The sequence below is a fragment of the Aerococcus viridans genome, assembly GCF_001543285.1.
Taxonomy (GTDB): domain Bacteria; phylum Bacillota; class Bacilli; order Lactobacillales; family Aerococcaceae; genus Aerococcus; species Aerococcus viridans.
This window is the reverse complement of sequence record NZ_CP014164.1, coordinates 221,789-240,692: the sequence shown is the minus strand read 5'-3', so window position 1 is coordinate 240,692 and position 18,904 is coordinate 221,789. Positions and strand designations below refer to the sequence as shown.

The 18,904-nt window shown below is 37.7% G+C and carries 19 protein-coding genes and 1 other annotated feature; of the genes, 5 read left to right on the top strand and 14 right to left on the bottom strand.

Features of this window, described 5'->3' with window-relative positions:
- Positions 1 to 99 precede the first annotated feature (99 nt).
- Positions 100 to 525: a 50S ribosomal protein L11 gene (gene rplK, locus AWM76_RS01125; protein ID WP_029315747.1), complete on the bottom strand. Its 426-nt coding sequence runs from the start codon at positions 523 to 525 to the stop codon at positions 100 to 102.
- 276 nt (positions 526 to 801) lie between these two features.
- On the opposite strand from rplK, the gene phoU reads away from it, so the two are divergent.
- A complete protein-coding gene (gene phoU / locus AWM76_RS01120) occupies positions 802 to 1,470 on the top strand; it encodes a phosphate signaling complex protein PhoU (protein WP_106427305.1) in 669 nt (222 codons plus the stop codon).
- A gap of 353 nt (positions 1,471 to 1,823) precedes the next feature.
- On the opposite strand, the gene nusG is transcribed toward phoU, so the two are convergent.
- The 5 genes from nusG to AWM76_RS01100 all read right to left on the bottom strand — a co-directional run bounded on the left by nusG (position 1,824) and on the right by AWM76_RS01100 (position 5,755).
- Positions 1,824 to 2,378: a transcription termination/antitermination protein NusG gene (gene nusG, locus AWM76_RS01115; RefSeq protein WP_003142589.1), complete on the bottom strand. Its 555-nt coding sequence runs from the start codon at positions 2,376 to 2,378 to the stop codon at positions 1,824 to 1,826.
- A 144-nt stretch (positions 2,379 to 2,522) separates the two neighbouring features.
- Complete coding sequence (gene secE / locus AWM76_RS01110; protein ID WP_003142588.1) at positions 2,523 to 2,696, bottom strand: preprotein translocase subunit SecE; 174 nt, start codon at positions 2,694 to 2,696, stop codon at positions 2,523 to 2,525.
- A gap of 40 nt (positions 2,697 to 2,736) precedes the next feature.
- Positions 2,737 to 2,889 carry a 50S ribosomal protein L33 gene (gene rpmG / locus AWM76_RS10305; RefSeq protein WP_003142586.1) on the bottom strand — a complete coding sequence of 51 codons (153 nt, stop codon included), beginning with the start codon at positions 2,887 to 2,889 and terminating at the stop codon, positions 2,737 to 2,739.
- Positions 2,890 to 3,046: 157 nt separating this feature from the next.
- Positions 3,047 to 4,378 (bottom strand): GntP family permease, encoded by a 1,332-nt coding sequence (locus AWM76_RS01105; protein ID WP_003142585.1) that lies wholly within the window; start codon positions 4,376 to 4,378, stop codon positions 3,047 to 3,049.
- A 234-nt stretch (positions 4,379 to 4,612) separates the two neighbouring features.
- Positions 4,613 to 5,755: an RNA-guided endonuclease TnpB family protein gene (locus tag AWM76_RS01100; protein ID WP_060779310.1), complete on the bottom strand. Its 1,143-nt coding sequence runs from the start codon at positions 5,753 to 5,755 to the stop codon at positions 4,613 to 4,615.
- A 101-nt stretch (positions 5,756 to 5,856) separates the two neighbouring features.
- Here AWM76_RS01100 and tnpA point away from each other — a divergent pair, with 101 nt between their 5' ends.
- The gene (gene tnpA, locus AWM76_RS01095; protein ID WP_060779309.1) at positions 5,857 to 6,279 is read left to right on the top strand and encodes an IS200/IS605 family transposase; all 423 of its coding nucleotides are present in this window, start codon (positions 5,857 to 5,859) and stop codon (positions 6,277 to 6,279) included.
- A 119-nt stretch (positions 6,280 to 6,398) separates the two neighbouring features.
- Here the strand turns inward: tnpA and AWM76_RS01090 are convergent, their stop codons facing one another.
- The 8 genes from AWM76_RS01090 to AWM76_RS01055 all read right to left on the bottom strand — a co-directional run bounded on the left by AWM76_RS01090 (position 6,399) and on the right by AWM76_RS01055 (position 15,029).
- Entirely contained in the window at positions 6,399 to 7,025 is a 627-nt protein-coding gene (locus tag AWM76_RS01090; RefSeq protein WP_016897297.1) for a sigma-70 family RNA polymerase sigma factor, read from the bottom strand.
- A 65-nt stretch (positions 7,026 to 7,090) separates the two neighbouring features.
- Positions 7,091 to 7,630: an NYN domain-containing protein gene (locus AWM76_RS01085; protein ID WP_003140992.1), complete on the bottom strand. Its 540-nt coding sequence runs from the start codon at positions 7,628 to 7,630 to the stop codon at positions 7,091 to 7,093.
- A gap of 47 nt (positions 7,631 to 7,677) precedes the next feature.
- Positions 7,678 to 8,493, bottom strand: a complete 816-nt coding sequence (gene rlmB / locus AWM76_RS01080; RefSeq protein WP_003140994.1) for a 23S rRNA (guanosine(2251)-2'-O)-methyltransferase RlmB — start codon at positions 8,491 to 8,493, stop codon at positions 7,678 to 7,680.
- Complete coding sequence (locus tag AWM76_RS01075) at positions 8,486 to 8,923, bottom strand: Mini-ribonuclease 3 (RefSeq protein ID WP_003140996.1); 438 nt, start codon at positions 8,921 to 8,923, stop codon at positions 8,486 to 8,488. The genes rlmB and AWM76_RS01075 overlap by 8 nt, the downstream gene beginning before the upstream one ends.
- A gap of 46 nt (positions 8,924 to 8,969) precedes the next feature.
- The gene (cysS, locus tag AWM76_RS01070; RefSeq protein WP_003140998.1) at positions 8,970 to 10,391 is read right to left on the bottom strand and encodes a cysteine--tRNA ligase; all 1,422 of its coding nucleotides are present in this window, start codon (positions 10,389 to 10,391) and stop codon (positions 8,970 to 8,972) included.
- Between the two features lie 718 nt (positions 10,392 to 11,109).
- The gene (locus AWM76_RS01065; RefSeq protein ID WP_039934622.1) at positions 11,110 to 11,934 is read right to left on the bottom strand and encodes a MetQ/NlpA family ABC transporter substrate-binding protein; all 825 of its coding nucleotides are present in this window, start codon (positions 11,932 to 11,934) and stop codon (positions 11,110 to 11,112) included.
- 377 nt (positions 11,935 to 12,311) lie between these two features.
- Complete coding sequence (locus tag AWM76_RS01060) at positions 12,312 to 13,799, bottom strand: Mur ligase family protein (protein WP_003141000.1); 1,488 nt, start codon at positions 13,797 to 13,799, stop codon at positions 12,312 to 12,314.
- Positions 13,800 to 13,856: 57 nt separating this feature from the next.
- Positions 13,857 to 15,029, bottom strand: coding sequence for an IS256 family transposase (locus AWM76_RS01055; RefSeq protein WP_003143749.1), 1,173 nt, complete (start codon positions 15,027 to 15,029; stop codon positions 13,857 to 13,859).
- A 170-nt stretch (positions 15,030 to 15,199) separates the two neighbouring features.
- Between AWM76_RS01055 and AWM76_RS01050 the strand changes: the two genes are divergently transcribed.
- From AWM76_RS01050 to AWM76_RS01040, 3 genes are all read left to right on the top strand, one after another.
- Entirely contained in the window at positions 15,200 to 16,525 is a 1,326-nt protein-coding gene (locus AWM76_RS01050; protein ID WP_060779308.1) for an ISL3 family transposase, read from the top strand.
- A 442-nt stretch (positions 16,526 to 16,967) separates the two neighbouring features.
- Positions 16,968 to 17,200 (top strand) — a binding site (T-box leader).
- Between the two features lie 166 nt (positions 17,201 to 17,366).
- Entirely contained in the window at positions 17,367 to 18,137 is a 771-nt protein-coding gene (locus tag AWM76_RS01045) for an ABC transporter ATP-binding protein (RefSeq protein WP_003141954.1), read from the top strand.
- Positions 18,137 to 18,886, top strand: coding sequence for an ABC transporter permease (locus tag AWM76_RS01040; protein WP_003141956.1), 750 nt, complete (start codon positions 18,137 to 18,139; stop codon positions 18,884 to 18,886). The genes AWM76_RS01045 and AWM76_RS01040 overlap by 1 nt, the downstream gene beginning before the upstream one ends.
- Positions 18,887 to 18,904: the final 18 nt, after the last annotated feature.

Here is an 18,904-nt window from a genome sequence, read left to right as displayed (position 1 = left end):
TATATATATTCCTCCTATGTGGTTTTAGCGGATAATCCTCCCACTCACAAATCGCAATTGATTTGTGGCGTACGGGTTTCATGTATTACAGTGTGACAATTAGCCTTCTACTACAAAGCCCATTGAACGTGCAGTACCTTCAACCATACGCATAGCAGCTTCTACATCTGCAGCGTTCAAGTCTTCCATTTTTGTTTCTGCAATTTCACGAACTTGGTCGCGAGTTACGGTAGCGACTTTATTTTTGTTAGGTTCGCCAGAACCTTTAGCAACGCCAGCAGCTTTTTTCAATAATACTGCAGCTGGTGGTGTTTTAGTAATGAATGTAAATGAACGATCTTCGAATACAGTGATTACTACAGGGATAATCATACCCATTTGATCTTGTGTACGCGCGTTGAATTCTTTAGTGAATCCCATGATGTTCACACCAGCTTGACCTAATGCAGGACCTACTGGAGGAGCTGGACTTGCTTTACCAGCTTCAATTTGTAATTTTACGATTTGTTGTACTTTTTTAGCCACGAAACATTCCTCCTTGTTTTTCGCGTTGTGGTTTAATGGAGTTGAGATTCCTCCTCCCACTACATGTGTCTACACACAATAACCTATTTAACCATATATCTTTAGTTATTGCAAGAGTTTTTTACAAAATGTGGTATACTTTATAAGTAAATGATACAAACGGTTTGTAAAGGGTTACATTGCCTATTTTACAAGATTACTAGATGACAAGACCGACAAAATATGGTAAACTGTATCCTTGATAAGGAAAAAGTACATTGCAAAGGAGTGATAATGATGGAACGTCCAGTAAGAAAATTTTACGATGACCAACTAAAGACTTTGGAGGGTATGCACGCAAAACTCGGATTCGGTACGGCGGCTATGTTAGAACGATCTTTCCAAGCATTAAAAACCAATGACCACGATGGCGCACAAACTGTCATTGAGAGCGATGCTGAGATTAACAAGCTAGAGAAAGAAATCGAATTTTATGTAATGCGTATAATCGCTCGTCAACAACCAATCGGTACAGACCTACGTATGATTCTGTCAGTATTTGCTTCAAGTTCTGACCTAGAGCGCGTAGCCGACCACGCAGTATCCGTAGCGAAAGGTATTTTACGTGTTGAAAACTTAGCACCATTTGATCCAGTTATGGATGATGTCTTTGCCGTAGGTGAGTTAGCGAAAAACATGCTTGGACAAGCAATTGATGCCTTTAGCCAACATAACGTTGAACGCGCTAAAGAAATCGCTGCTATGGATAACGAAGTAGACAGTGCTTTTAGAGAACTTGTCGATCAAATCTTAGTGATTATGAAGAATCAACCTGAAACTGTTCAAACAGGTTCAGCGATTAATGCCATTTTACACGACATCGAACGTATCGGTGATTATGCAACAAACCTATGCGAACGCGTTATTTATACAGAAGATGCAGACATCGTGAACTTAAACGATTAAAATCTACATATATAAATAGAAAAAATCAGTTGCCCATAAAAGCAACTGATTTTTTGTGCATCTTCGGTTTCTCATTCGCCTCTTCTCTAACGTTTTACGTTTTAATGGTAGTTTTTGTTCACTATACACATTCCCCTTTATGCATGCGGTAATTTCCGGTTATATATTGTACGATATTTTAAAATACATGTATCTTTACCGCTGGAAGGATAAAAAATAAACAATTAGAAAATGAATATTGATTAATAGAGAAAAATAGCGGGTAAGGATTTTGTTTAAGAATCTTTACCCGCTATTTATTCATTTAACTATGGTTTATTTTACCTCAACTATGATTTGAAAAATATCGCAAATTAGAATTTATCTACTTGGTCGTAGTCTACTTCTGCTAATGTTTCACGTCCAAACATTTCAACAGTCAGTTTCAATTTTCCATGTTCTGCATCAATCTCTTGTACGCGACCTTCCATACCATCAAAGGCACCGTCGATAACCTTAACCACTTCATCGATATCGAATGAGATATCACGGTTACGGCCACCTTCACCAAGGCTTGATAAGATATTACGTACTTCATCAGGTAATAATGGTGTCGGTTTTGAACCTTGCCCGTGAGAACCTAAGAACCCTGTAACACCTGGTGTATTACGTACAACGAACCACGCTTCATCTGACATGATCATCTCAACTAATACATAACCTGGAAAGTTTTTAATCTTAACAATATTCTCTTTACCTGATTTCGTTTTCTCTACATGCTCTTCTTCAGGCACGATTACACGGTAAATATAATCTTCCATATCCATTGAAGTAATACGCATTTCCAAGTTTTGTTTCACTTTATTTTCATAGCCAGCGTATGTATGGATTACATACCACTCTTTACCAATTTCGATTTCTTCTACCATCGATATGCTCCTTCTTTCAATACATTCAACATCGATCAACTTCAAGGCAAATTAAAAAACCTTCCCCACATGAAAGGTTTTCTCTTCGCTTTATTCGTGCCCATTATAACACACCGCCCATGCGCGCGCCATAACAAGTTACAATTATAAGTTAATAAACCATGCAAAAGCCCATTGTGCTAAGGTATCAATAATCCCTAGGAAAATGGCAACCATGATAATAGTCGATAATACGATACCAGTGTAGCGCACCAACTCGCCACCACTTGGCCATGTAGTCAATCGCATTTCATGCCATACATCTTTTAAAAATTGCATCTACTTCCCTCGCCCTCTACCATCTATTAGTCAATACCGACTATTTGGTTTCCTTATGTATTGTATGTTGATTACAGTGTCTACAGAATTTCTTCACTTCTAAACGCTCAGTACGGTTATTGGCATTACTATTTGTCGTGTAATTTCTTGAGCCACATACTGAACAAGCAAGTGATACTTTTTTCGTTGCCATAATTCACAATCTCCTTGATTTCTGATTCATTGTACATGGTACTTACCCCGATGGTCAATGTCAATAAATATTTCCTGCGCCCCTAATTATACCACAAATAGCAAGAGGAGTTGCACTATCATCAGCTAACTCCTCTTTTAAAATCTATAGAATGTATTTAATATAAAAATGCTGAAGCGATAAGTACAGCAATCAAAGCCAACAAGTGCGCCACGTTTGTAATAATGAACTGGTGTATATAGCCATGTTTAATGGATAATCCAGTCAGATTATTAAAGGTAATCACGACCCCTGAGTGTGGCATCGCCGTTAATGTTGCCGCCGCAATCACTGTAATTCGGTGGACCAACTCTGGATCAATCCCCATAGCAATATAATCTGGCGCTAGGGTATTCATCATAATCCCAATCGCCCCAGAAGCAGAACCTGTAATCCCACTTAGTAAGGCAGACGATGCAGCCAATCCAATCACTGGACTACCAGGAATAGAGGTAATCGCTTGTTGGATGACCGCAAAACCAGGTGCCAAGGTTAATACTGAACCAAAGGCTACAGAAGATGAAGTTGAGAAGGCTGGCATAATTGCCCCTGTCGCCCCCGCATTCAAGGTCATATTCTGTGATGGAATGTAGCTGTGGTATAGAATAGCTGATAAGATAATCGCTGCAGCTAAAGCCACTAAAATAATGTTTGCCACACTAGAAAAAATCAAGATAATGGCAATCAAGGTAACAATCGGCGCTAATGAAAGCCAAATAGATGGCAATTTCGATTCATCCACATCACCAGCTACCCCTTTAAGATCCACCTTACCTTCTAAATAGGTATCAAAATGTTCGCCGTTCTTCACAGACCGGTCCAAGCACCATTTCATATACAGCAAGCCAAAAGCTAAAAGAACTGCAGACCCGATTAACCCTAGAATAGGTGCCGCCGTTAACGATGTCCCCAAAGCTGTAGTTGGAATCGCATTTTGAACCGAAGGATTTCCTGGCAAACTAGACATAGTAAAGGTCCCAGCACCTAAAAAAAAAGGTATAGGGAATAATTCCCAGTTGATATCCATTTGTTTAAAGATTCGCTTGGCTAACGGTACTAGCGCAAACATAACCACAAATAAAGAAATCCCACCATAAGTTAACAATGCTGCAATAGCCATAATCGCTACCATAATCATATATTTAGACCCCATCCCCACCTTACCCAAGATGAAGTTGGCAATAGACACTGTCGCATTACTCTTTTCCATATATTGTGCCAAAATAGCACCCAATAAGAAAATCGCAAAGTTATTAATCAAGAACCCAGCCAAAGCTGTCATAAACGAATTCTCTTGACCAACCAAAGACCCAAAAATATCCATCTGGTTAGCGAGAATGACAACCAAAGCAGATAAAGGTGCCGCAATAATAATATGCAACCCTTTAACAGAAAACCAAATAATCAGTAAAATACCGATAAACACACCAATAATACCTAATATTTCCATACGCAATCTCCTAAAATGTATTTACAAGCGTCCGTGCAAACCGCCAATATAAACGGAGAACTGGCAAAACTCTCAAAAATTCACCAACTTCCAAAAATATCATAAACTACTTTGCTCACTTTTCCAATATTTAAATGTAAGCTACCCCATGAACTACAACGCCATTAAAATGGCGTGTTTCTAGGAACACTCATGACTTGTTCCACTTATTTCAAAGCAAAACAGCGGTCTAAGCTATTTAACTAAGGCCTGTTCCAGGCCAATATTTAATATATTTTTAGCTGCGTTGATATCTCTATCGTGATGCATATTACACTTCATACAAGTCCAATGACGTATATTTAACGCTTTTTTACCGCTATCATACCCGCAATTAGAACATTTTTGGGACGTCTTGTACGGATTAATAGCCACAAATGTCTTATCGTACATTTCGCACTTTGCCTCTAGGATTGTTCTAAACATCCGCCAGGATTGGCTAGCGATTGAACGGGCTAATTGATGATTTTTCATCATATTAGTCGTCTTTAAATCCTCTAGAACGATAACGTCATAACTTTTAACCATATCGGTTGTGATTTTATGAATGTAATCCTTGCGGATGTTTTTGATACGTTGATGAATACGGGCCACTTGGCGTTTGGCTTGCTGGTAGTTTTTCGCATCCGCTAAAGCTACACCGTTCTTTTTGGCTTGTAAACGTCTACGGGCCATTCGCTTTTCCCAATAATGTAATTGCTTCTTATAAGACAAATGTAGTCGCTGACTTTGATATTTTTGACCATCAGACGTAATAGCTAAATCACTTACACCTAAATCGACACCGACTACATTTCCTGTTTTGGGCATTGCTTGATTATCGCTTGTGACCAAAAGGGAGATATAGTAGTCGCCACTAGGTGTATATTTTACGGTGACAGATTTTATGCGTTCATTCTCAATATGAAGCACACTTGACTTACATTTTATCCAACCTAATTTGGGTAATTTGATATACCGCTGATTGTCATTTAAACGAATGTTGTTGCCACGTATGGTACTTAAATACGACTGTCTGGTGTTCTTCCTTGATTTGAATTTTGGGTATTTTGAATAACCTTTAAAAAAACGAACAAAAGTTTCGGATAAGCGTTTAACACTACATTGAACAGCTACGCTATCAACTTCACGCAACCAGGGATATTCCTTCTTCATTTGTGGAATAAGAGAGGATAACGCATTATAAGATAGCATTTGAAGGTCAGGATTGTTTTCATACCGCGCATTCAACATGGCCAACATTTCGTTCCAAATGAATCGGGTATGACCAAAGGTCATATGAATTAACTGACGCTGTTTTTCGTTAGGATAGATTTTACACTCAATTCCTTGATACATGTTTTCACCCCCCTTGCATTTATAGATATATTATACCATACCTATGACACTTGTTTATACCGATAAAAATTGCTATAATGTATTTAAAGAGGTGTTTACATATGATAGTGAAAACAAGGACAAATGTCTATGATTTTAATTTCCATTTGGTTTGGGTAACAAAGTATCGTAAAGAAATATTTACAACCATTGAAAAACAAAACGCCATGCAAGATATATTGACGCATATTTGTGATGAACACAATATTGTCATCCAATCGCTCCAAGTAATGCCTGACCATATCCATATGTTGATTTCGTTCAACCCTAAACATGCCGCAAGTAGTATCGTCAAAACACTTAAAGGGAAATCTGCACGTCTATGGTTCAAAGCATATCCAGAAACAAAAGCAATGTTATGGGGTGGCCATTTATGGACACCTAGTTATTTCATGGCAACAGTAGGTAATATGTCTAAAGAAACTGTTAAAGAATATATAGAAAATCAATTAACGGAATACAATGACGGTCGCCCTAGAACTTGATTCATCCATGTAATGAATTACACGGTTTTCTCAAGGGGCGACTTTAAATAAAAATTAATCCATAAATGAACAAAGAAAAACCATGCACAGTTTCAACCCGTGCATGGCATAATTTCATTTTAGTCCCTATCATCAAAATATTCTGATAATATTTTGCGATACTTTCGTTTACACTTAGCAATTAATGAATGAACCTGTTTTCTGGTAAAGCCCGTGAGTTTTTCCATCTCTTCGTAAGAAAAACCTTTCTTGAAATAACCATATGCCGTTCTTTCCATATCAGACAAACTTTTTTCATATCTATTAATTGTCTCATTGAAGAGATATACATATTCAGGTGGAAACTCTTTGGTTCTCAAGCGGTTTTCTATATTGTTTTCTTCACCTTCACTTGCAAATAAATCTAGCGAACGTTCCACTTTGAAATTAGCAATCCGTTTATCCGTCATGTGCATCCGGCGAATATCGAGCAACCTATTTTTGAATACATTCGCAAAGTAAGTTGTAAAGGCTGCCTTACTATTGATGCGATATGTTTGAACAGCTTGTACTAGACTAATTCTAGCTTCTTGATAGTAATCATCATTTTCCAAAATATACTTAGGGATGCGCCAACGGTTAGCATATAAGGTAGGTAAAACTTCTTGGTATAATGCATCAAATATTTCCTCAGTAAGTTCATTTTTCCCCTGCAACACTAAATCCAATACCTGTGACTGGTCTTTACTTTGTTTCTGCTTTGCCATAGATTTGTCCTCTCCAAATAGACCACCCAGGCTCAATCCAACAGACCAAACACATCAAAATCCTACTATTCACTTTTCTTGTCAATTAAATCTCTATAAAAGTCATTTAATTTATCTAGCTGATGGACTGACCATGGTATGGATCTTTGATATTTGTTGTATTCATAATCATTACCACCATGTGCAATTTCCGCGTTGGTTTTTTGCACATCTCTATATAACTCTTGTGCTGATTGCCTTAAAGCACCTTTTTGGAAAACAATTCGCTGTTCAGCTAAATCACTTGTCGCAACCGTTACATTATGTAAAGGGCTTACCAAATCAACTATCATCTCTTCGATATATGAATCAGCGGTTTGTCCTTCACTGGTAAAGACGACATGTAAGTTAAATTGATCATAGGATTTAGAAATGCCTGGGACAAACATGGCATCAAAAATCACCCACGTTTCAATATCATGATAACCTACATAGTTAGAAAGGGTTGCTAATAACAAGTCTCTTGCAGCCTCAATTTCATCTCGATTTTTCAACTTTACAAGTAAAGGCCAGGAGCCAATCATATTGTAGCCATCAACGATTAACCGTTCTTTTCTTAGTACCATGTCTTCCCTCCTTTCTTCATCAACTTACTATAAAATCAATTCACTGATTAGCTATTACCCATACGACTTTGATAAATTTGATACATTAATAATCCTGCTGCTACACTAGCATTTAAACTTTGAACGTGACCACGCATCGGAATGGTAATCATACCATCAAGATGTTTCTTCACACCTGGTGATACGCCTTTACCTTCATTACCAATCACAACAGCAATTGGGAGCGCCGCATCCATTTGCCACATTGATTGACCCTTCATATCGGTACCAAATACCCATACACCACGTTCTTTTAATAGATCAATGGTTTTAGAAATATTGGTTACACGAACAACTGGCACATGTTCAATAGCACCTGTAGAAGTTTTAGCAACAACTTGCGTTAACCCAACAGCACGACGGTTTTGAATAATGACACCATGAACCCCTGAAGCATCAGCTGTTCTTAAAATAGAACCTAAGTTATGTGGATCTTCAATACCATCTAGGACCATGATAATTGGGTCTTCATTGGCTTCTTCAGCTTTTTTGAAGATATCCTCTAGTTCAGCGTATTTGTATGCTGCAATAGCCATGACAACACCCTGGTGATTGCCGCCATCAGAAAGGGTATCTAATTTTTCCTTTGGTACATTAGATACCAAGATATTTCGCTTGTTGGCTGCTTTTAAAATAGCTTGGGCGTTCTTCTCGTTTAAGCCAGTTTGTAGGAAGACTTTATTCACATCATGGTCGCCTTCTAATACTTCCATAGCGGCATGGAAACCATAGACGAAATCAGGAGATTGATCCAGTTCTTCTTCGTTATTTGTACTGCGGGGTCTTCTATCTCTGTTTTGTTGTCTTTGATTGTCTCTAGCCATTTTCTTGCTCCTCTTTTTGTGCATGTAGAATGTATTGAATACAGAAAGCTGCAATTTCCTTAAAACGGTTTTGATCATTTAAATAGGCAAAACCCATCAAAGCTTCAAATCCGGTTGCAATTCTATACGTATGAATATCTGCGTTTTTAGCGCTTGAGTGACTTTTAGCGTTACGCCCTCGTTTAAAGATTGTCATTTCATCTTCAGTAAGGAACCCTTCCTCAGCTTGCATCGCTTCAACTAATAGCGCTTGCCCTTTTGCAGACACAAATTCAGTCGCTGCTTTATGTAGATCTTTGGGTTTCGTTAAACCACTTTGAACCAAATGGTCGCGGACTACTACCTCCCAAGAAGCATCGCCTAAATAAGCCAAGGTTAGGCCACTTAGTTGTTTTATTTCATTTTTCGTTAAAGACTTATTCTCTGACATTTAGTCGACTCATTTCTGTATTGATTTTCATTAATATAGACTGCAACTAGGATTGCGCACGTTTCCAACGCGTACCTTGGGCAGTATCATCAAGGATAATGCCTTCAGCTTTTAATTGATCACGAATTTCATCCGCACGGGCAAAGTTTTTGTCAGCACGAGCTTGATTACGTTCATCGATTAAGGCTTGAATATCATCCGCCAACAACTCTTGTTCATCTGATAAAGTGACCCCAAAAATCGTTAATAAGGCTGTAAACGACTCTTTGAAAGCTTCAAGAACTGGAATTGACACTTCTTTTTGGTTTGTATATACATTCATATCACGCATCAAACGGTACACAACAGTTAAACCATTAGGTGTATTAACATCATCATCCATTGCTTCAATAAATTCATTCTCTAAAGCTTTGATTTGTGCCAATACTTCCGCATCGTTATCTAATTGCGCTTTAGCATCTTCAAAACGGTAATTTAAGTTCGCATAAGCAGTTTTCAAGTTGTTTAAGTTGTTGGTTGCATCTTGAATATTTTCTTCATTGAATCTTAAAGGCGACCGGTAATGTGCTGATGCTAAGAAGAAGCGGACAACTTGCGGGTCAACTTGTTTCATCAAATCGTGCGCTAAGACAAAATTACCTAAAGATTTAGACATCTTTTCATCGTCATCACCCATTGTTACAAAGCCATTATGCATCCAGTAATTGGCAAAGGTATGACCTGTATGTGCTTCGGATTGCGCAATCTCATTCTCATGGTGAGGGAACGTTAAGTCATGACCACCTGCATGGATATCTAAAGTATCGCCTAACAGTTTCGTTGCCATCACAGAACATTCAATATGCCAACCAGGGCGACCTTCACCCCAAGGAGAAGTCCAAGAAATTTCACCAGGTTTAGCTGACTTCCATAAGGCAAAGTCTACAACATCTTCTTTCTTCGATTGGCTGTCTGCCTCTAAACGTTCAGATGCCCCCGCCCGTAAATCATCAATATTTTGATCAGATAACTGACCGTATTTCTCAAATTTACGCGTTCTATAGTACACATCACCGTCCACTACATATGCAAAGTCTTTATCAACTAAATCAGCCACAAACTGAATGATATCATCCATATTCTCCACAACACGTGGATTTTTAGTAGCACGTTTCACATTTAAAGCATCGGTATCTTCATAGAATGCTTCAATATACTTATCCGCAATTTGTTCAGGCGTTAACCCTTCTTCATTAGCGCGGTTAATAATCTTATCATCCACATCCGTAAAGTTAGAGACATATTTCACATCAAAACCGCGGTATTCAAAGTAACGACGTACTGTATCAAAAGCAACAGTAGACCGGGCATTCCCAATATGAATGTAGTTATAAACAGTAGGACCACATACATACATTGAAATACTTCCTGGCACTAGTGGTTTAAACTCTTCCTTCTGATTGGTTAATGTATTATAAATTTTTAACATAATTTTGCCCTTCCTATGTCCGATAATTTGTTCAGCGATGAAGCAAACGGTCTATTCGAGGCGATACGAATAAGTCGTTTGCATGCAAGTAACGAGTTGTTTCGTATAAGCCTATTATAGAAACATTTTGCCAAAAAATACAAATCGCCATTTTCTGAATTATGGCAATTTAATGAGAGTGAGTGGCACCCTTCAATCCTTATCATTCTAACATATTTGACAGTATTGTAGAAATGAATGAGATGGTAATATTACCTTTAGTGTATATTTGTATTGAAAAATAGTTCATATATTCTGATAATCGTTCTTTTTATATAATATAAGTTTATTTATTTAAAATTTGGCCACTTTTTTCTAATTAATTTTTAATAAATTAATTTAAGAACGCTAATATACCGGCCTTCCAAAATTTTCGTCTTTATAAGATGGAATAAAAAAACAAAAAACTAGTATTTCTGACGTCCTAAAAATGTCCAAAAATCATTTATAATGCATAATCCCTATGTAGTTTGCGTCCATTTTTAAAAGGTTTAAACCTTCAATAAACAATGTTTGTATCTCACTTACATTTTAATACTGCCAATGTATTTTGCCTTTTTTTCTTCCCTATTTGGAAACTCAAAGAAAGAGCAAAAAACGTCCCCTAATAATTTTAGGAGACGTTTAAAAATGGAAATATATTGTTTTACTTTAATCCTCGTAGTTGAAAACCCCTAGACTATTCTGCAGTTGGTGCACCGTCCCATACTGGGATTGATGATCCTGCTGACATTTCGTCGATGATTGCTGCGACTTCGTCTGTTTGATAGTATTCAAGGATTGTCTTATATACTTCATTGTCTGTTTCGTCTTCACGTACTGCAATGACGTTGTAGTATGGTTTTGATGATTCTGCGACTGGCTCAAGGTAAATGGAGTCTTGTGTTGGCACGTAACCTGCGTCGGTTGCCATGTCGTTGTTGATTAATGAGATATCAACGTCAGCTAAGGCACGAGCTGTTTGGTTGGCTGCCATTTCTTCAAATTGCAAGTCTTTTGGATTTGAAGTAATGTCACTTGTTGTTGCTAATAACCCTTTTGATTCGTCTAATTCAATCAAGCCTGCTGTTTGCAGTAACAGTAAGGCACGTGATCCGTTTGATACGTCGTCTGGAATAGCGACTAAAGCGCCGTCTGCTAATTCGTCTAATGAATCAATTTTTTCAGAGAAGACACCCATTGGATTTAAAGTGGTATAACCTAATGTGGTATTAGAATAGCCACCTTCTTCATTGATTGAATCCATATAGATTTCTGTTAGGGCTGAATGCATATCAATCGACCCATCATCTAATGATACGATTGGTTGACGGTAGTCGGTAAATTTCACCAATTCAATTTCAATATTTTCTTTTTCTAACAATTCTTCTTGTAGGTATTCCCATTGGTCGTTTTTATCGCCAACGACACCTAGTTTTACTTTAGTCGTTTCTTCACTTTGGCCACAAGCAGCTAAAACTAATACCACTAGTGCCAATCCCAATGCACGGAAAATTTTCTTCATAATATTGCCTCCAAATGATTTTTTATCATTCACTTATTATAGGAAAAACCAATCATCATTGCAATTCAATCGAGATACTAGATTACCATTATCCTTGATAGCCTATTGCTATCAATATCTGGTTATTTTCCGATATAACAGTGTGCGCTTATTTACATATCATCACATGTGCATTAATCATATACCTCTATTTATCGCTGTTAAACGGGGTATTTGTTATGATATAAGGCGATATTCTTATAGAAAATTCGCTATATTGAGTTCTATAAGTCATGCGACTTAGCATATTAAAGTCCTATTTAGATCAAAAAAAATAGCAACATGTATATATATAAATACAAGTTGCTTTTTTGTTGGTCTTATTGATATCCTATATTTCACATTGAATAGCTGACTTGACGGTAGCGAAACATGTGGGCGACTTGCTGGTCAGATTGCACGCCATATTTGTTTACCTCGGAGTAGGCTTCGTGGCCTTTACCGGTAAGGACTAAAAATACCGGATTTGGGGACATTTCTAAGGCTAACTCAACTGCTTCAACCCGGTCTAGTGCCATAGCCATAGAGTCTAACCCATATTGGGTCACGTATTCAAGATACTTTTCGGCCATGACTTGTTTGGGGACACCATTTAAGTCGTCAGTGGTTAGTATGGTTAGGTCGGCCCCAGTTTGCGAGGCGGACACCATTTGCGGGAATTTTTTAGTGTCCCGCTGCCCTCTAAATCCAAAGATATGAATAATCTCGTGGTTTGGGTACTGGGCGTTTAGGGTTGTTAATAGGGCTTCAATGGCATCCGGCGTGTGGGCATAATCGACGACCATTTCATTGCCGTCTGCTAGTGGATAGTATTCCAAACGGCCTGCAATTCCCGCAAAGTCTGCGATTGCCTCGTTGGTATTGCCAGCGTCTAATCCTAGGTCAACCATGACGGTTGTGGCTAAAATCAGGTTTTCTTGGTTATAAACACCTGATAAGGGCGCTTCGATTTCTTCAATTTGTCCGCCTTGTCCATTGAAGGCAACAACTGCTGTGTCGGTTGTTTTATCTAAGACATAACTTGTCGCACCTTTCTTAGTATCTACGGTTAAGACTTGTTTACCATTTGCTGCCAGTTCTTTGGCTAGGCGGTTGCCCCACATGGTATAGCTATTGATGACGGCCTTCCCGTCCGCTTTCATTAAGCTGAATAGGGATTTCTTGGCTTGGTAATAAGCTTCCATGGTCTTGTAGTAGTCTAAATGGTCGTGTTGTAGGTTGGTAAATAAGGCATAGTCAAATTGCATCCCTGCCATTCTATATTGGTGGAGTCCTTGACTAGAAGTTTCAATAACCACTACATCGTCATTTGACCAGGCCAGGGATGCTTGAATTTCTGTCGCACTTGGCGTGGTTAATTTGCTTTCATACCGTTGACAGGTGATTTCATTATAGACGGTCCCAAAGTAAGCTACTTCAAACCCCGCTTTCTTTAGTAAATGCTGTAAGAATAAAGCGGTGGTCGTTTTGCCGTTAGTTCCTGTAATCCCTATTACCAACTTGTCTTGACTAGGATTGTGATAAAAAGCTGATACAAGCAGGGATAAACGCTCTCTAGCATTGTCAACCTGGATAAACGGCACATTCTCCCTAGCGGTTAAGTCAGATTCCGTCACAATCAAGCTAGCGCCGCGTTCAATGGCATTACCGATATAGGCTTCACCGTCAGTGGCATAACCGGAAATGGCGACAAATAGATGGCCATTGGTTACTTGTAAGGAGGATTCACTAATGCCGGTAATTTCAAGTTGCTCTACATCTGCTGGTAAAGGATTTCTAGCTGTTACACCACTTTGTTCAAGTAATTCATAGACCTTCATATTCATTTTCACCAGTCAAGTCCAGACTCCTGTGTAAAATGCTATACAATGTTTTTACCATTTCTACTTATCAAAATTGATGTATTTTCTTGAAGAATAAATCCATTCATCATGCAGGTCCATAAGAACGGCTCCAATTAAGCGATTGGCTGATGTTTGATTGGGGAAGATGCGAATAATCTTTTCTCTTCTGCGTACTTCTTGATTCAGTCGTTCAATTAGATTGGTACTCTTTAGTCGATTGTGGGAATTTCCTTGTACGGTATATTGAAAGGCGTCTTCGAATCCATCATCCAATGATGCGCAAGCTTTTGAATATTTTGGTTGATCGATATAATCATGAATCAATCGATTTTTAGCCTCACGCGCTAAGTTAATATCTGTGAACTTAAAAATTCCTTTAACAGCTTCTCTGAAAGATTTTGAATTTTTTTTAGGAATGGTGGTAAAGATATTTCTTAGGAAGTGAACTTGGCATCTTTGCCAACTTACGTTGGTGAAGGATTTTCTAATGGCAGAGACTAATCCTTTGTGCGCATCAGAAATAACGAGTTCCGTACCTTGTAAACCGCGTTCTTTTAGGTATTCAAAAAATGTTGTCCAGGTCTCTTCGCTTTCGCCACTTTGAATCATGAAGCCGATAATTTCACGGTCGCCATCTTTGGTTATTCCAATCGCTATATGACAGCTTTTTGAGAGTACTCGATTTTCTTCTCGTACTTTTATATAGAGTACATCGGTCATTAAGTAAGGATAATTTTTTTCTGATAATAAACGATTCTGCCACTCGTTAACCATAGGTTCTAGCTGTTCTGTTAAGCTAGAAACGAAGGACTTAGAGACGGATTTACCACAAAGTTCTTCCACAATTTTTGATACTTTACGAGTTGAAACGCCTGATACATACATTTCCAACATTGAAGCCATGAGGGCTTTTTCGTTTCGTTGATAACGTTCAAACACTGTGGGTAAAAAATGACCATCACGTGTTCTGGGTACTTTTAATTCTAGCGTGCCTACACGTGTCGTAAAGCTGCGCTCATAATAGCCATTTCGTTGACTTTGTCGGTTTTCTGTTCGTTCATATTCTTTTGCTTGAATATATTCTGTTCGTTGATTTTCCATTAGTTGATTAAATACCGTTGTTAAAATATTTTTAGAAACGTCATCCTTTACAGAATATTCAATAATGCTTTGAATCTCTTCGCTTTTCAGTGTAAAATGTACTTGGGTCATGTAAAAGTCCTCCTGGGTATGTTTTTGTCGTTAAAAACATTGGGGTCTCCGACTTTTGGTGTGGATGAGAAATCATTCAAACCTATTTTGTATAAAAACACAAAAAGACATATGAATATTTCCTATGCTAAAATTTAAGCGTCTAAACCAAAATTAGAAAGGAAATTCATATGTCTCAGAACGATAATATCAGACTTTTACTAAACATTAAGGATACTAACATCACATTTAACGAAGAAAATTGGATTCAAGAGCGTAATATTAAAGGAATAAATGTAAAAGTTTTTACTGGCACGTTAACCTACAAGCCCAAGGCTTGCCCTAAATGTGGTTGTGTAAATGACCATTCTATCGTTAAAGATGGGTTTATGACGTCCAGGATCACGTGGTTACGCCAATCCAATACACCAACCTATCTAGAGCTTAAGAAGCAACGCTTCTGGTGTCATGAATGCGATGAGCGCTTCATTGCTCATACCAGTGAGGTTGCACGTAATTGTCATATCGCTAAACAAGTGAAGCAATCTGTTTTAGTTGAGGCTGCAGATACGATTTCAAACAAGGATCTCGCTCGTAGGCACTGTATCTCAGATAATACTAGTAGACGAATTATTAATCGCTTTATGGATGACTATTTTCGTCGCAATCGCACAAAACTAGCGAAACACATGTGCTTCGATGAGATCAAATCTACAAAACAAGCTGACAATCAAATGAGTTTTATTTTTAGTAATGAGGAGACTCATGAAGTTCTTGGTATACTGCCCACTCGACAACTATACAAATTAAGAGAATACTTCCGCCAATTTAGTTTAAAAGAGCGCTCTGCTGTTGAAACCATTGTTGTTGATATGAATGCGCCTTATATGACTTTGGTTAGAGAAATGTTTCCAAACGCCAAAGTAATTATTGATCGTTTTCATATCATTCAATTGATTTCACGTTCTTTAAACAAAACGAGAGTTCAAGTAATGAATACTTTCAATATAAATAGAAATAATGGTGAAGATAAAAAAGAGTATCGCAAGCTGAAAAGTTTTTGGAAGCTTATCCTAAAGGATTTCAACGAAGTTGATTTTATAAATTATAGAAAACAACGTTTATTTAAAGGGAAAATGGTTTGTGATATGGATATTCTTGATCATCTACTTTCTTTAGATGAGGATTTAACGGAAAATTACTGGGTATATCAAGCTTTACTAGAGGCTTCTAAAGAAAATAATATCGAAATGTTTCATGAGACTATTACTGCAGAACGTCACCAAAATATCAGTAAATATATGCAAACCTCACTGAACACATTATTGAAGAATATAGCGTTTATCGCAAACACCTTCCATTACAAGACTAGATCAAACGCTAGTCTAGAAGGAAAAAATAATCGTATCAAAGTCATAAAACGTGTATCCTATGGATATCGAAATTTTTTCAATTTCAGAAATAGGGTGATGATTAGTTTCATTTTAAAACCGGGCAAGCCCGCTTCCCTTAATTAAATAAACATGATACATCCCGCTCGCTATGTTCAAAGAAAAAAACTGCAAGTGTACGTCCTTAGCCGTGAAAAAGCATGATATCGAGACCTTGGCTCGATATCAAGGCAGAGAGACCTTGGCTCTCGCCGGTGTCACGGCTCTTAAGGAACGTACACAGCAGTTCAAAGGACAAAAAAGATAGTTCTTCTTTTATCAAATCTCATTTAAAATAAAATAAAAAAGAAACTCAAATCCATATAAAATGAATTTAAGTTTCTTGCTTAAATTAAGCTATCCACATTAAATGTCGAAGAGCCAAACATTGTACCGTAAAAGGACTGTTATATGGCCTTTTTACTTTTACACAATTATACGGACTTTATCTAGAAAATCGATTAAAATATTTTAATTTAAAACATTGACAATTTTAATCAAAACCATTAGTATACAAATTAATCAATAAATGACTGCAATGAAGAGAAGAGTAACTTAAATGCTTAACGATTATAAGAGAGCCCTGTTTGGTGAGAAGGGGTAGTTTAAGATTAGGTGAAGATGAGTTTGGAGCAGTTTAAATGGTTAACGCTGTTTAGACGGTTACACCCGATATCGTGTACAGTATTAGTAGATACTGATGAGCTATTATTTGTAAGGATAATAGAAATTAGGGTGGTAACGCGATTTTTCGTCCCTTCTGTTAGAGATAATCTGATAGGAGAGGCGTTTTTTGTTTATAAGAGCGAGCAATTCTAATAGTAGTCGTTTGAGATTAGACAATTAAATGGGGAGTGTTGGATGATTAGGAGAAATGACAAGTGTGAGTTTGGTGAATAATATTCTGTAATAGAAAGAGGTGAATAAAATGTTTTTAGAAGTAAAAGATTTAAATAAACAATTTACAGATCAAAATAATAGTACCACGACTGTTTTGAGCGATATACAGTTAGATGTAGAAAAAGGGGAATTCATTTCTATCCTCGGTCCATCTGGCTGTGGTAAATCCACTCTACTTTCAATCGTAGCTGGATTAACAACGGCAACAAGTGGCACGATAACTATTGATGGACATTCAATAACACAACCCGGTAAAGATCGAGGTATGGTTTTTCAGGAACCGGCTTTATTCCCTTGGTTAACCGTTAAAGAGAATGTTATTTTCCCATTAAAAAAAGAGATGTCAAAAAGTGACGCTGTTGCACAAGCCAAAAAATATTTGAAAATGGTTCAGTTAACCAATTATCTTGATCATTATCCACATGAGCTTTCAGGTGGCATGCAGCAACGTGTATCCATCGCTAGAGCGCTAGCAATGGATCCGACACTGTTACTAATGGACGAGCCCTTTGGTGCCTTGGACGAACAGACTCGCTCTCGTTTGCACACACAGTTAGAATCCATCTGGCGTGACACGAAAAAGACCATCTTATTTGTTACACATAGCATAACTGAATCAATTAAACTGTCAGATCGAATTATCGTGTTGGGAACACAACCCGGTGTCATTTTAACAGACATTAAAGTGGATATTCCTCGACCACGAGAAGAACATAAACAAGAAATGATCGAGATTGAGGAACATGTTATGCATTACCTCAAAAAAGAAATAGATAAAGTTGTAAGCGGGGAATTATAATGAAGCCTATTTTTAAAAGAATATTGTTTTTTGTGATATTAATTGGATTCTGGAGTATTGGCTCTGCACTTGAATGGTGGTCAGAAATTATTTTTCCTTCACCACCAAGTGTTTGGCAATCATTTATTTCTGGAATAGCAGATAAGACACTTATTTATGGCTTAGTGGCAAGTTTTCGCCGGTTAGCGATCGGTTTAAGTGCTTCACTTCTATTAGGTACAAGCATCGGCATACTCATTGCTAAATCAAAAACAGCCGATGACACAATTGGTTCAATGTTATTAGCTTTACAAAGTGTACCCAGTATTGTTTGGTTACCACTAGCCATTATGTGGTTTGGCCTAAACGAAAAAGCCGTTATCTTTATTGTAATTTTAGGCGGAACCTTTGTTATGGCATTAAACATCCGCACCGGGATTAAAAATGTTCCACCTCTTTATATTAAAGCGGCACGAACAATGGGATCAGGTGGGATTGATCTGTTTCGCCGGGTAATTTTCCCTGCATCTATTCCTCACGTAGTCACTGGCTCGAGACTGGCTTGGGCGTTTGCATGGCGCTCCTTAATGGCTGGAGAATTACTAAGTACTGGGCCTGGACTTGGTTACACATTACGCTACGCATCAGATTTTGGAGACATGAGTTTAGTTATTTGTGTCATGATTATTATTGGTGTTATAGGTGCCATTGTAGATCAATTCATATTCCAGCGTATTGAAAAGAATGTGGCAAAACGTTGGGGACTTTAAAATATAGGAGGAAAATGA

Bases quoted from the DNA above. Each gene is read 5' to 3' on its own strand.
- phoU (WP_106427305.1), top strand. From the start codon at position 802: ATGGAACGTCCAGTAAGAAAATTTTACGATGACCAACTAAAGACTTTG.
- nusG (WP_003142589.1), bottom strand. From the start codon at position 2,378: ATGGTAGAAGAAATCGAAATTGGTAAAGAGTGGTATGTAATCCATACA.
- secE (WP_003142588.1), bottom strand. From the start codon at position 2,696: ATGCAATTTTTAAAAGATGTATGGCATGAAATGCGATTGACTACATGG.
- rpmG (WP_003142586.1), bottom strand. From the start codon at position 2,889: ATGGCAACGAAAAAAGTATCACTTGCTTGTTCAGTATGTGGCTCAAGA.
- AWM76_RS01105 (WP_003142585.1), bottom strand. From the start codon at position 4,378: ATGGAAATATTAGGTATTATTGGTGTGTTTATCGGTATTTTACTGATT.
- AWM76_RS01100 (WP_060779310.1), bottom strand. From the start codon at position 5,755: ATGTATCAAGGAATTGAGTGTAAAATCTATCCTAACGAAAAACAGCGT.
- tnpA (WP_060779309.1), top strand. From the start codon at position 5,857: ATGATAGTGAAAACAAGGACAAATGTCTATGATTTTAATTTCCATTTG.
- AWM76_RS01090 (WP_016897297.1), bottom strand. From the start codon at position 7,025: ATGGCAAAGCAGAAACAAAGTAAAGACCAGTCACAGGTATTGGATTTA.
- AWM76_RS01085 (WP_003140992.1), bottom strand. From the start codon at position 7,630: ATGGTACTAAGAAAAGAACGGTTAATCGTTGATGGCTACAATATGATT.
- rlmB (WP_003140994.1), bottom strand. From the start codon at position 8,493: ATGGCTAGAGACAATCAAAGACAACAAAACAGAGATAGAAGACCCCGC.
- AWM76_RS01075 (WP_003140996.1), bottom strand. From the start codon at position 8,923: ATGTCAGAGAATAAGTCTTTAACGAAAAATGAAATAAAACAACTAAGT.
- cysS (WP_003140998.1), bottom strand. From the start codon at position 10,391: ATGTTAAAAATTTATAATACATTAACCAATCAGAAGGAAGAGTTTAAA.
- AWM76_RS01065 (WP_039934622.1), bottom strand. From the start codon at position 11,934: ATGAAGAAAATTTTCCGTGCATTGGGATTGGCACTAGTGGTATTAGTT.
- AWM76_RS01060 (WP_003141000.1), bottom strand. From the start codon at position 13,799: ATGAATATGAAGGTCTATGAATTACTTGAACAAAGTGGTGTAACAGCT.
- AWM76_RS01055 (WP_003143749.1), bottom strand. From the start codon at position 15,029: ATGACCCAAGTACATTTTACACTGAAAAGCGAAGAGATTCAAAGCATT.
- AWM76_RS01050 (WP_060779308.1), top strand. From the start codon at position 15,200: ATGTCTCAGAACGATAATATCAGACTTTTACTAAACATTAAGGATACT.
- AWM76_RS01045 (WP_003141954.1), top strand. From the start codon at position 17,367: ATGTTTTTAGAAGTAAAAGATTTAAATAAACAATTTACAGATCAAAAT.
- AWM76_RS01040 (WP_003141956.1), top strand. From the start codon at position 18,137: ATGAAGCCTATTTTTAAAAGAATATTGTTTTTTGTGATATTAATTGGA.